At 60.7% G+C, this 12,462-nt stretch carries 9 protein-coding genes and 1 pseudogene; 7 read left to right on the top strand and 3 right to left on the bottom strand.

Going from position 1 to position 12,462, the window contains the following annotated elements:
- Nucleotides 1–36 precede the first annotated feature (36 nt).
- The 3 genes and pseudogenes from HNW77_RS17605 to HNW77_RS02450 all read left to right on the top strand — a co-directional run.
- Nucleotides 37–414, top strand: a pseudogene (locus HNW77_RS17605) (discoidin domain-containing protein); the annotation flags it as partial.
- Nucleotides 415–633: 219 nt separating this feature from the next.
- Nucleotides 634–1,500, top strand: a complete 867-nt coding sequence (locus HNW77_RS17600; RefSeq protein WP_241694247.1) for a discoidin domain-containing protein — start codon at nt 634–636, stop codon at nt 1,498–1,500.
- Between the two features lie 317 nt (nt 1,501–1,817).
- Nucleotides 1,818–3,647 (top strand): hypothetical protein, encoded by a 1,830-nt coding sequence (locus HNW77_RS02450; protein ID WP_172155035.1) that lies wholly within the window; start codon nt 1,818–1,820, stop codon nt 3,645–3,647.
- 165 nt (nt 3,648–3,812) lie between these two features.
- Here HNW77_RS02450 and HNW77_RS02445 read toward each other — a convergent pair whose 3' ends face one another.
- Entirely contained in the window at nt 3,813–5,120 is a 1,308-nt protein-coding gene (locus HNW77_RS02445; RefSeq protein WP_172155033.1) for an outer membrane beta-barrel protein, read from the bottom strand.
- 156 nt (nt 5,121–5,276) lie between these two features.
- Nucleotides 5,277–6,242 carry a magnesium transporter CorA family protein gene (locus HNW77_RS02440; RefSeq protein WP_172155032.1) on the bottom strand — a complete coding sequence of 322 codons (966 nt, stop codon included), beginning with the start codon at nt 6,240–6,242 and terminating at the stop codon, nt 5,277–5,279.
- Between the two features lie 196 nt (nt 6,243–6,438).
- Here HNW77_RS02440 and trpB point away from each other — a divergent pair, with 196 nt between their 5' ends.
- The 4 genes from trpB to HNW77_RS02420 all read left to right on the top strand — a co-directional run bounded on the left by trpB (nt 6,439) and on the right by HNW77_RS02420 (nt 10,927).
- Nucleotides 6,439–7,668 (top strand): tryptophan synthase subunit beta, encoded by a 1,230-nt coding sequence (gene trpB, locus HNW77_RS02435; protein ID WP_172155031.1) that lies wholly within the window; start codon nt 6,439–6,441, stop codon nt 7,666–7,668.
- Nucleotides 7,665–8,501 (top strand): tryptophan synthase subunit alpha, encoded by an 837-nt coding sequence (gene trpA, locus HNW77_RS02430; RefSeq protein ID WP_172155030.1) that lies wholly within the window; start codon nt 7,665–7,667, stop codon nt 8,499–8,501. The genes trpB and trpA overlap by 4 nt, the downstream gene beginning before the upstream one ends.
- 218 nt (nt 8,502–8,719) lie before the next feature.
- A complete protein-coding gene (gene accD, locus HNW77_RS02425; protein WP_172155029.1) occupies nt 8,720–9,586 on the top strand; it encodes an acetyl-CoA carboxylase, carboxyltransferase subunit beta in 867 nt (288 codons plus the stop codon).
- Nucleotides 9,587–9,604: 18 nt separating this feature from the next.
- Complete coding sequence (locus HNW77_RS02420) at nt 9,605–10,927, top strand: bifunctional folylpolyglutamate synthase/dihydrofolate synthase (protein ID WP_172155028.1); 1,323 nt, start codon at nt 9,605–9,607, stop codon at nt 10,925–10,927.
- Between the two features lie 90 nt (nt 10,928–11,017).
- Here HNW77_RS02420 and HNW77_RS02415 read toward each other — a convergent pair whose 3' ends face one another.
- Nucleotides 11,018–12,433 carry a sugar porter family MFS transporter gene (locus HNW77_RS02415; RefSeq protein ID WP_275942129.1) on the bottom strand — a complete coding sequence of 472 codons (1,416 nt, stop codon included), beginning with the start codon at nt 12,431–12,433 and terminating at the stop codon, nt 11,018–11,020.
- Nucleotides 12,434–12,462: the final 29 nt, after the last annotated feature.

The following is a 12,462-nucleotide window of genomic DNA, read 5'->3' as shown; positions in this document are numbered from 1 at the left end:
CACACGAACCGGATCCGAGCAGAAAGCCCTGATGCAATGCCCCGAATTTATGACTGCTTCCTTTTCTTTAATGAACTCGATCTGCTGGAAATCAGGCTCCATGAACTTTACGATACGGTAGATCAGTTCGTGCTGTGTGAATCGGCATATACTTTTACGGGGCAAAAAAAAGAGACCATCTTTTTCAATAACAGGGAGCGGTTTGCGCCGTTCCTTGATAAGATAAAATACATGTGCATCGAGGAATTCCCCGATGGCATCAGCACCAGCATGCGCGATTTCTATCAAAGACAGTATCTTCTTGGTGGCATAGAAGATGCAGATGATGATGACCTGATCATCATGTCGGATGTCGATGAAATCCTGCGCGTGCCAGCAATAGAAAAAGCCCTGGCATTTGATGGCGTCTCGCACTACCGCATGAACATCTACCAGTATTTCCTGAACATGCTCATCGCACATGACTGGCAGGCCCCTTATGCCATAAGGAAAAAATATATCCCCCGCCTTGCCATCGCCTGCGAGGAAAAAGGCAGCAGCCTGACATTCGCCCGTTTCCACATGCCTCGCCTGACGCGTGAAGGAAACATTCCCTGCCAGACCATTGACAATGCCGGGTGGCATTTCACGTTCATGGGCGGATTTGATGCTGTAAAGGCCAAGTTGCGGGCCTATGCCCATGCCGATGATTACTGGCCCGCGATGATGCGTGATGATGAACGCCTGCAGCAGGTGCTGGATATCGGCATCAAGATCTGGTCAGCAGATGAACTGGTGCATTATGTGCCGATTGATGAAACCTATCCCCGCTTCGTACGGGAAAACATCCACGATCTGACGCGCAGCGGCCTAATCCGGAACATTTTTGATGCGCATGCTTCCCTGCAGCGCCTGTATATGGACCTGCGCAGGAAGTTCGCCTTTTCCAATCTGGGCAACAACCACAAGCGGCAGGAACTGGGTAATTTTACCGGCCTTGAATATCTGGACTATACCAACAAGCCCGAAGTGCCGCTTGATTACATCAACCTGCCTACGCCAGCAGGCAGACTTATCAGCCATGATGCAACGGCAACACAAAGTTCGCGCTCCCCTTGGTCGCATGGCACGACAGCGCAAGATGACGCCTCCCGCGCCCTGACCGGGCAACCCAATGGCAATTTCAGTTTCCATACGGAAAGCGAGCAGGACCCATGGTGGGAGGTCGATCTGGGGCGCGATGTCAATATTGCGGAAATCCGGATCTTCAACCGCATTCTCCCACGCCTGCATGATGATGCCGTGCCACGCCGTGCGGATGAAATGCAGATCTATGTTTCACGTGATCATCATCATTACAAATGCGTTTACTATCATAACTCCACTGAATACATTGGCGGCATTGATGGCAAGGCGCTGGTTCTGCCCCTACGTAAAGAGACCCATGCACGCTATGTAAAAATACAGATCGGCGCTCACGGTTACTTACATCTTGATAAAGTTTATATTTACGAAAAATAATGAAGATACCGTAATGACACCATAAAAACGGATCATTTACAGTCATGCAGATTGACAAAAAGGCGGCGAGATCCCCCCATGGCATCGGTGCCCTCTATTTCATGGGCATGACTGCTTTTGCGGCATTGTTGTTTCCAACGTTCCTGCATGCCCGGACCACACAGCAGCCGAACCATACATTACCCCAGTATAGAAACGACAGTACGCCCCCATCGGACGCCCCATCACTTGGCCTGAACAGCCACACAAGCGCATCCATACCCATTACGGGCATCTATGCCGATGGTTCCCCCGCAACGCTAACCCAGATTGCCCGGATGGCTGACGGATCCGTGCAGCAATCGGAGGGCAACAGGGCAAACGGTTACGCGCAACTGGACGCCAATAGTCAGGTCACAGTGCCCTTTCTGGGTGATATCTCAGCCGCGCGCGTAAAAATCGATGAAACGGCGCTCTCGCGCACACTGGCCGCTGTGCTGCGGAACACGAATGTCGTGCAGGACTATCTCCATGCCGATGGCAGGCAAGAAGATGCACCCCGCCTGGATCATTTCATTGCATCGCATTGCGGGTCGGTCATTCACGTAAGCCAAGGTTTCATCATTCCGGCCAATGCGAATGGGGAGGCCCTGTTCCCTGCACGTGACTGCCCGACCGGGCAGAACAGCAACTGGGTTTATGAAGGGCAGCCGCTAACCACCAGAGGCACCCCCACCACACTGCGCACTCCTGATGACCTACATGAAAGCCGAGCCAACGGCACGCTTTCTTTCAGCAAGCGCAAGAAAAACGATACTGGTACTGCACCCGGTATCTACATGCAAATGGAAAATGAAGCCGTGCTGCCACGCGTGCCCACGGGTGACGGTGGCTCCATGGCCCAGTCCGTCGCCATGCTGGGCATGAACGTGGTGCAGGAACCCGGCGCAAAGGCATCGCTCAATGGCCTGGAAATCACCATGCAGGATTACGGGACCGACACCAATGCAAGCCAAGTACAGGGCGCGGGCATTTCCACCCTGAAGCATGGTGCCGGTTCCGACTGGGCGCTTTCCCTCGCCGGATATGATTTTTCAGCCCGACAGCCCGATACGGTCCTGTCCTATACCGGGCTGGAAAACGATGTTCAGGTTAATGGAGACGACACGACAGCCGCCTTGTGGGACCCGACGCAAGGCGGTCGGCATTTGGTATGGCTGGGGGGCAACACCACCAATTCATGGCCACGCTGGAGCCCCGGCGGGCGGGTCAGCGCGGGCAGCATCATTCAGGGCAACCATCAGCTCTGGATTGCCATGAATGATGGTATGACCGGCGGGGGCAACGATCCAACCAGCACATGGCCCATTACAGGCGTCCATCCAGACGGCACGGTGCGATGGAAATGGCAGTACGGGTATGATGGCGTCATTTCCAAGGCCATATGGATTGTCAGTTCCAGCGATCCCGCCATGCTGTCCGCCTTTGATGAGGGGATTGCCACCAATGCCCGCATCCGTAACGCCTTCATTGACCTGACAGCCGAACAGTTGATTGCTGATAGGGCGGCCGCCATCCGGCTCCGGCAGGGCGACCCAATCGATTTTTCAGGCGATGGAACACAGGCAGGCAAGAACCAGCATGTCATTGTAGCCGGGAATCATGCCTCTCCTGACGGAAGGGATGCAGGCGGCCTGAACATCCGCATCAGGAACCACGAGACAGCCTCCTTCGCCGATGACCAGTCGTTCGTCACAGCAGGGCGCACCCATCTCGCCACAGGAGAGGACGCGACGCTGGCCTGGCACGACCACGCCTATCCCACCGGCCTGACCATTGGCCACAGCCGCATCATGCCTGACCAGACCGATCTGGTCATGGGGCAGAACGGCTTGGAGATGGTGGGAACGAACCAGAAAGGGGAAATAGGCCGCACGCCCGTGCTGACATTACCCGCAACCGCATCTGCCGATGGCGGGATCACGGCCATCAACATCAATACACCCCTGCACCTGCTGGGCCTGACACAGGCGCGTATCCTGACGCTTCCCCCCCAGCCAGACGGCACATTGCTGAACAACATTGATACCGGCACGCCTGTCATTGCCGAACATGGCCACTGGTACCCCCTTCTGTTGGGGCCGCCCCTGCAGGAGGGTTCAAAATAATACACTGAGATACTTCTTGGAAACAGGCTCAATAAAATCCTGAAATTAAAAAAGTTTCTGATGAATATTTATCAAAAAGCTTCGAAAAACGCCTCCTTTTTGAAAAAACTCGTCATCTAAAAACTTTTTTACAGTTATTTATTTCAAAAAAGCCTATCCTAGGGCTCAGAACCCGATCACAGCATCCCCACCAAACGTAAACATACCGTTATTGCGCCCGCCATTGAACGGCGTGGTGCCATTGAGCGCGCGGTCAAAGCGGATTTCAGGCCGCAGCATGAACACGCGCACATGGTGGCCAATCTGCGGGCGGTAGCTCAGCCCCAGCGTCATTTCCCCATAGGTCGTGCCGTGGCTGGAAGCGGAAGGCCCCGGCACGACCTCCCCCCCCGTGCCCGCAAGGGCCTGCATGTAAGAAGTATTGCCCCTGAAGGTTGCCACCATGGCGTTGTTGTTGTCGCGGTAGATCTCGCCACGATAGTTGAAGGTCAGGTCGCGGTTGATGCGATAACTCAGGAAACTGATGAAGCTCTCCGCGTCCACGCCTGCAAACTGCCCGCGCGCGCCCATGCCGCGCGTGCCTTCATCATGCAGGTAATTGAATTCCGCCGTCAGGCTCAGGCGTTTGTTGACCTGGTAATAGGCGCTGACATCGTTCCAGAAACGCTGGGTGTGATCGGCCTCGTAATGCCCGATGTCGCGCCACGCGTTTTCCGGCCCGACCCGGCTCAGTTCCACGATCTTCAGCCGGCCATGGGCGAGATTGTTCAGGTTGAAGCCAAAATAGCCTGCGGGCGCATTGTTATTGTCGGAGCGGCCAAAGGATGTCTGGTTGCCGGTATCGATCCCGAACGTCACATCGACCATCGGCGTCACGTGCCAGTTGAACATGGCCCCGATATGCTCGAACGGCACCGAATATTCAGAGGTATAGGCCAGCGTGTAGAAAGGGCGCGCAGTGGGGTCGAGCCCCTCCACCCCCATCGGGGCCTGCAATATGCCTGCCTGCATGTCCAGCCCGCCTCTGGTCACCCAGGGCAGGTGCACATCCATATGCGCCTGCGCGGGAATAAGCTGGTAACGCGCGTTCCATTCACGGTCACTCACGCCCAGCAACTGGTAGTAGCGGGCATCCGAGCCGTACATGCCTTCAAGCGTAAAACCGACCTGATAGGTATTGCGGGTGGAATCGATGGCTTTGGCAAGGGTGAATTCCGCCTGGTTCAGTTGCACCTGGTTGGCGTGGTCGGCAAAGAAATCACCAAAATTGTAGCCGGGCTGGGGGCGGGCGGGGTTGGCCATGATGCCGCCTTCGATCTGGCCCGTCAGGGTCACGCCACCGAGCCAGCGCGTAAAATCCGTCTCATGCCCCAGCCCGGAAAAAACCTTTACCTGCGCCCGCGCCTTGCCAGAAACGCCAGTGAAAAGGCAGGCGACCACCAGAAGGCCCCAAACCCGGTGGTGTGATGTCATGACTGGTTTTTCCCCTCCGGCATCCGCGGACAGCGCGAGGGCATGCGCGCCCGTGTTCAGCAATCATGAAATTTCTTTTATTTTATTTTCCCGCAGCCTGAAACCTAAATTATTGAAATGGTTCGATATTATAACAATAACGTATAAGATATATCCTTACTTTCCCAACCATCCACGCCGCCAGAACCACAATAGCGGCAGCACAACGGTCGCCGCCATCAGCACAAGTGAATACCAGTAGCCGTATTTCCAGTTCAGTTCCGGTATATCATGGAAATTCATGCCATAAATACCGGCCACAAGCGTGGGCGCCACGCCAATGAAGCTGACCACGGTGAGGATCTTCATGCCGTTATTCTGCTCGATGCTGATAAAGCCCAGCGTGGCATCAAGCAGGAACTGCACCTTGTTGGCCGTCTGTGACACGAAATCGTTGAGCGAGCGGATATCGCGCTCCACCGTGCCCAGCCGTGCCTGCAACCGCTCGCTCAGGTCATGGCGCTTGTTCTCGCCCAGAAAGATCGAGATCCGCTCAAGCCCCAGCAGGCTGTCGCGCACGGATGAACTCAGGTCCCCCGACCGCCCGACCCGGCGCAGCATGTTGCGCAGCAGGTTGGCCGCCTGCGCCTGGCTTGGCGCCTCGGACTGGAAGACATCCTTGGACATGCCATCAAGCGACTGGCCCAGATGCTCGAGAATATCGGCCAGCCGGTCCACGATGGCCTCGAGCAGCATGATTCCCGCCTCGTTGGCGCTGAGCGGCGTGGCCTGCCCCGCCACCTGCCGCGCCACCACGTCAAACGCGCTGAAGCCGGTATAGCGGATGGTGAGTATCCGCTCATGCATCAGCACGAACCCCACGGGGGAGACGAAAAAGTCATCCGGCGTCTTGCGCACCAGCGGGGTGGAGAGATAGACGGCATCCCCCTCCATGAACAGGCGCGAGGAACTCTCGATCTCGTCAAGCTGGGCGCGGGTGGGAATGCGCAGGCCGGTCAGTTCTGCGGCGAGGGCTTCCTCATCCGTAGTGGGGTCAAGCAGGTCCAGCCATGCTGCGTCGGCCACATCAGCCGCCGTGGTCACGGTACGGGCCGGGGCGCCGGGGCGATGCGCTAGAAACATGGGCTGTCTTTCGTTGGTTCCTGTCGCTGTTCATCCATCATGCCGGGGCAAGCCTGTCAAATCATGACACATCCTTGCGGCCTGCGGGGGCTGGTATTTTGCCGCCATCCAGTCCAGAACCGCATGACACGGCAGCCTGGGACGGCTGCATGACAAACCCCTGAGCCACGCACCTATTTCTTGCGGAGTAGCGAAGTTGAGCGCAACAGAAACACAGGCAGGCGCCAATAGCCTGCGCAGCGGGCCGGACGGGCGCGGCCGTTTCGGCATTTTTGGGGGCCGCTTCGTGGCCGAGACCCTGATGCCGCTCCTGCTGGAACTGGACGCCGCCTACAAGGCCGCCCAGGCTGACCCCGAATTCCAGCGCGAGCTGGATTTCTACCTCAAGGATTACGTCGGCCGTCCCAGCCCGCTGTGGCTTGCCCGCCGCATGACCGAGCAACTCGGTGGCGCCAAAATCTACATGAAGCGCGAGGAACTGAACCACACCGGCTCCCACAAGCTCAACAACGTCATGGGCCAGATCCTGCTCGCCCGCCGCATGGGCCGCACGCGCATCGTGGCCGAGACGGGTGCAGGCCAGCACGGCGTTGCCACCGCGACCGTGTGCGCGCTGTTCGGCATGAAATGCGCCATCTACATGGGTGCGACGGATGTGGAGCGGCAGAAGCCCAACGTGTTCCGCATGCGGCTGCTCGGCGCTGAAGTGGTTCCGGTCACGGCAGGGGCGGGCACGCTCAAGGATGCCATGAACGAAGCCATGCGCGACTGGGTGACCAACGTGCATGACACCTACTTCCTGGTCGGCACCGTGGCAGGCCCCCACCCCTACCCGCAGATGGTGCGAGACTTCCAGGCCGTCATCGGCGTGGAAACCAAGGAGCAGATCATGGCCGCCGAGGGCCGCCTGCCTGACGCCATCGTGGCGGCCATTGGCGGCGGGTCGAACGCCATGGGCATCTTCCACCCCTTCCTCGATGACCCGGAGGTGAAGCTGATCGGCGTGGAGGCGGCAGGCTGCGGACTGGATAGCGGGCGCACCGCCGCCTCCATCGAGCGCGGCAGGCCCGGCGTGCTGCACGGCAACCGTACCTACCTTTTGCAAGATGAGGACGGGCAGATCACCGAGGCGCATTCCATCAGCGCAGGGCTGGACTACCCCGGCGTCGGCCCCGAGCATTCCTGGCTCAGCGATATTGGCCGCGCGGACTATGTGGGGGCGACCGACCAGGAGGCGCTCGATGCCTTCCAGCTCTGCACCCGCACCGAGGGCATCATCCCCGCGCTGGAAAGTGCCCACGCCATCGCCTATGCCGCCAAGCTCGCGCCCACCATGGGCAAGGACCAGATCATCGTGGTCAACATTTCCGGGCGGGGAGACAAGGACATCTTCACCGTTGCCGAACATCTGGGAGTGAAACTGTGAGCCGCATCGCCCGCCGCTTCGCCACCCTGCGCGCGCAGGGCCGTGGCGCCCTGATCCCCTATGTCGAGGCCTGCGACCCCGATTATGACACGTCGCTCGCCATCCTGCGCGGCATGCCCGCCGCCGGTGCCGACCTGATCGAGGTGGGCGTGCCCTTCTCCGACCCGTCAGCCGATGGCCCGACCATCCAGAAGGCCGCGCTGCGCGGGCTGAAGGGTGGCGCAAGCATGAAGCGCGTGCTGGAGATGGTGCGTGCCTTCCGCGAAGGCGATGACGGGACGCCGATCATCCTGATGGGCTACACCAACCCCATCGAGGCCTACGGGCCGGAACGCTTCTGCATGGATGCGAAAGCAGCAGGCGTGGACGGGCTGATCGTGGTCGACATGCCGCCGGAGGAAGCCGACCTGCTGGCAGCCCCGGCGGCAGCCAACGGACTGGACATCATCCGCCTTGTCGCCCCCACCACGCCGGATGCGCGGCTGCCCATCGTATTCAATGGCGCATCGGGCTTTGTCTATTACGTCAGCATCACCGGCGTGACCGGCACGCGCACCGCCAGCACCGATGAACTGGCCGCTGCCCTGCCGCGCCTGCGCCGCGCCACCGACCTGCCGATTGCCATCGGCTTTGGCATCCGCACGCCAGAACGCGCGGCCAATGCCGTCAGCGTGGCCGATGCCGCCGTGGTAGCCTCCGCCCTGCTCAACACGCTTGAGGGCACACTGGATGCGGATGGAAAAGCCACGGCGAAAACCGTGCCGGCCGTGCTGGAGCAGTTGCGCGGGCTGGCTGACGCCGTGCATGCCGTAAGCAAAACCGCCTCAAAATAATCCATTGATAAGAAACAGAAGTTTTTGGGTGCCGCCTTTTTTTAAAAAGGCGGCGTTCTCTCGAAGCTTTTTGAAAAAAGCTTCACCAAAAACTTTTTCATGATCTGCGGGCAGTTTTGCCGGGTATTTTCCGGCAGAGTCCCCGCAATGACAATCTGGCCCAATCGTTCATCTGCCTGTATGGAACAGGCCTCCAGAAAGCTGAAGGGAGAGGCAACATGAGCTGGCTGACCGAATATGTCCGCCCCAAGATCCGCGGCCTGCTCAAGCGGGAAGTGCCGGACAACCTGTGGACCAACTGCGAATCATGCGAGCAGATGATCCTGACCAAGGACCTGCGCAAGGCGCTGAACGTGTGCCCGCATTGTGGCCACCACATGCGCGCCACCGTGCCAGAGCGGCTGGAATGGACGTTCGATAACGGCGAATACACCCGCATCGAACTGCCCAAGGTGCCGGTTGACCCCCTCTCCTTCCGTGACCGCAAGCGCTATACCGACCGGCTGAAGGACGAGCGCGCCAAGTCCCACCTTGAGGAATCGATGGCCGTGGCCCATGGCCAGATCGGCGGCCACAACGCGGTGGTGGCCGTGATGGCGTTCGAGTTCATTGCCGGCACCATGGGTGCGGCACTGGGCGAGGCATTCCTTGCTGCCGCCCGCCTGGCCATCCTGCAGCAGTCGCCGCTGATCGTGTTCACCGCCTCGGGCGGGGCACGCATGCAGGAGGGCATGATCAGCCTGATGCAGATGCCGCGCACCACGGTTGCGGTGCAGATGCTCAAGGAAGCGGGGCTGCCCTACTTCGTGGTGCTGACCAACCCGACCACGGGCGGCGTATCCGCCTCGTTCGCCATGCTGGGCGATGTGCAGATTGCCGAGCCCAATGCGCTGATCGGCTTCGCGGGCCAGCGCGTGATCGAGGATACGGTGCGCGAGAAACTGCCCGAAGGCTTCCAGCGCGCGGAATACCTGCTCGAGCATGGCATGCTGGACATGGTGGTCAAGCGCGGCGACCTGCGCGACGTGCTGGGCCGCCTGACAGCGCAGCTCAACTACCGCCACATCGCCCCCCGCGCCGCCTGAAGCCACGGAACCCCGCACATGAAAGCGCCTGCCCTCGGGCCGGAATTCGTGGGCCGCACAGGGCAGATACTGGAACGGCTGAACCGGCTGTATCCGGCCCTGATCGACCTGTCACTCACCCGGCTGGAAACGCTGCTTGGCCGCCTTGGCCACCCCGAGCGCCACATGCCACCTGTCGTGCATGTGGCGGGCACCAACGGCAAGGGCAGCACCTGCGCCTTCATGCGCGCCATAGCCGAGGCGGCAGGCTGGCGCGTGCATGTGCTCACCTCGCCCCACCTCGTGCATGTGACCGAGCGCTTCCGCATTGCAGGCCAGATCGTGAGCGAGCACGAACTCGCCGCCGTGCTTGAAGAAATCGAGCAGGTCAACGCAGGCGCGCCCATTACGGTGTTCGAGGTGCTGACGGCGGCAGGCTTCATGCTCTGCGCCCGCCACCCGGCGGATCTGACGATTGTGGAAGTAGGACTCGGTGGCCGGTTTGACGCCACCAACGTGATACAGCGCCCGGCCGCCTGCGCCATTACCGCCATCTCGATGGACCACGAGGCTTTTCTGGGCGATACGCTGGCTGCCATCGCGGGCGAGAAGGCTGGCATCATCAAGCACGGCGTGCCGGTCGCCACGGGCCGCCAGCCAGCCGAAGTGATGGACGTCATTGCCCGCACCGCGCAGGCACAGGCCGCCCCGCTGTGGCGGCGCGACCGCGAATGGTTCATTGACCCCACGCCCCAGGGCACGGGCCTGCGCTACCGCGATGCCCACGGCACGCTGGCCCTGCCCCTGCCCGGCCTGCGCGGCGCCCACCAGATCGATAATGCGGGGCTGGCCATCGCCACCCTGCGGGCCAGTGGCCTGCCCGTGCCTGCCCAGGGCTGGGCAGGCATTGCGCAGGCACGCTGGCCTGCACGCATGCAGCGCCTGTCGGGCCATCTGGCGGCGTTACTGCCTGCAGGGTGGGAACTGTGGCTCGATGGCGGCCACAACCCCGGCGCGGGCCACGTTCTGGCGCAGGTGATGGACGAATGGGCGGACCGGCCCACCCATCTGGTCATTGGCATGAAGCAGACCAAGGATGCCACCGGCTTCCTCGCCCCGCTGCTGCCGCGTGCCGCCTCCATCCAGGCCGTGGCGGAGGAAGGCCAGCATCTGGCCCAGCCCGTGGCCGAGATCGTGGCGGCATCAGGCGGGCGTGCTACCGCAGGCCCGACCCTGCACGCCGCCCTGGGCCACCTTGCGGGCAAGGCAGGCCCTGATGCCCCGCCAGCGCGCGTCATCATATGCGGCAGCCTGTACCTGGCGGGTGTCGCGCTCCAGCACGATGGCTGGCAGCCGGACTGAAAACGGATAAAGGTTTTTGGTGAAGCTTTTTTCAAAAAGCTTCAAGAAGAACGCCGCCTTTTTTGAAAAAAGGCGGCGCCTGGAAACTTTCTATTTCTCCTGCGGCAGCGGCGCGCCCTGCCCGATCTCGCGCAGCGGCAGGCCCGCCATCAGGCGCTGCTCGATCTTTTCAAGCGACATGTCCCGCGTCTCGGGAATGAAGCGCCACGTGACCAGCACGAAGAGCAGGTTGAAGCCCGCAAACAGCCAGAAGGTCGGGCCATTGCCCAGCCACTGCAACAGCGACAGGAAACTTGCGCCCACGATCATGTTGGCGATCCAGTTGGTGAGCGTGGAGATGGAAATGCCAAGGTCACGCCCCTGCAGCGGCTGCACCTCCGAGCACAGCACCCAGATCAGCGGACCCGCCGACATGGCAAAGCCGGAAATATAGATCAGCAGCATAAACACCGCGATGATCTGCTCCGTCTGGTCCAGATGCGGGCGGTTGAGCATGAAGCCAAGGCTGCCCATGCCCACGGCCATGATCAGGAAGCCGGTATAAAGGATCGGCTTGCGGCCCCAGCGATCGACAAGGCCGATGGCGATGAAGGTGGCCAGCATGTTCACCAGCCCCACCATGGCCGTGCACCACAACTGCGCAGGACCGACATAGCCCGCCAGCGCGAAGATCTTGGGGGCGTAATACATCACCACGTTCACGCCCGCGAGCTGCTGCATGACCTGCAGCGCCATGCCCAGGAAGATGGAGCGGCGGAAGTTGCGGTTGTTGCGCAGCAGGCTCCAGCCGCGCTGCTTCTGCTGGAGCTGGCGGCTGATGTTCTGGATCTCCTGCATGGCCACGCTCTTGTCGTTGCGCAGGTCTTCGAGCACCTCCAGCGCTTCCTTGCGGCGGCCGCGCATCATGAGCCAGCGCGGGCTGTAGGGCAGGAACAGCACGCCAATCAGGAACAGCACCCCCGGCACGGCCGCCACGGCGAACATGCCGCGCCAGTTGCCCGAATAGCTGAACATGGTGTTGCTGAGGAAGGCGATGAAGATGCCCGCCGTGATCATGAGCTGATAGGTAGAGATCATGGCGCCACGCGCCTGCTCGCTTGCAATCTCGGACAGGTAGAGCGGCGCCGTGAACGCCGCCACCCCGATGGCAAGCCCCATGATGAGCCGCCCGGCAATCATGGACGGGATCGACCATGCCAGCGCGCAGGCCAGCGAGCCCGCCACGAACACCGCCGCCCCCACCAGCAGCGCATGCTTGCGCCCGATCTGGTGCGACATCCAGCCCCCGCACAGCGAGCCTATGGCAGCCCCCCCCATCATGGCGCTGACAATCCATTCCTGCTGGAAGGTGGTGGCGTGAAAGGTGGCGGCCAGCAGGTCGAGCGCGCCGGATATGACGCCGATATCAAGCCCGGCCATGAGGCCGGCGAGGGCCGCGAGGCAGCCAATGACGAGAGTACGCATCCGGGCCGAATCAAATACGGGCGGCGCAGGCTGATTTTCCATTAAAAATCCGGTCCTTTGATATTTTTCTT

Source organism: Komagataeibacter melomenusus, from assembly GCF_013155395.1.
Taxonomy (GTDB): domain Bacteria; phylum Pseudomonadota; class Alphaproteobacteria; order Acetobacterales; family Acetobacteraceae; genus Komagataeibacter; species Komagataeibacter melomenusus.
Note: the sequence above shows the minus strand (reverse complement) of the source record. Positions and strands in the feature narration are given on the sequence as shown.

Coding starts and splice junctions, on each gene's coding strand:
- accD (WP_172155029.1), top strand. CDS start 8,720: ATGAGCTGGCTGACCGAATATGTCCGCCCCAAGATCCGCGGCCTGCTC.
- HNW77_RS02450 (WP_172155035.1), top strand. CDS start 1,818: ATGGCTGACGGATCCGTGCAGCAATCGGAGGGCAACAGGGCAAACGGT.
- HNW77_RS02440 (WP_172155032.1), bottom strand. CDS start 6,242: ATGTTTCTAGCGCATCGCCCCGGCGCCCCGGCCCGTACCGTGACCACG.
- HNW77_RS02415 (WP_275942129.1), bottom strand. CDS start 12,433: ATGGAAAATCAGCCTGCGCCGCCCGTATTTGATTCGGCCCGGATGCGT.
- HNW77_RS02445 (WP_172155033.1), bottom strand. CDS start 5,120: ATGACATCACACCACCGGGTTTGGGGCCTTCTGGTGGTCGCCTGCCTT.
- HNW77_RS17600 (WP_241694247.1), top strand. CDS start 634: ATGGGCGGATTTGATGCTGTAAAGGCCAAGTTGCGGGCCTATGCCCAT.
- HNW77_RS02420 (WP_172155028.1), top strand. CDS start 9,605: ATGAAAGCGCCTGCCCTCGGGCCGGAATTCGTGGGCCGCACAGGGCAG.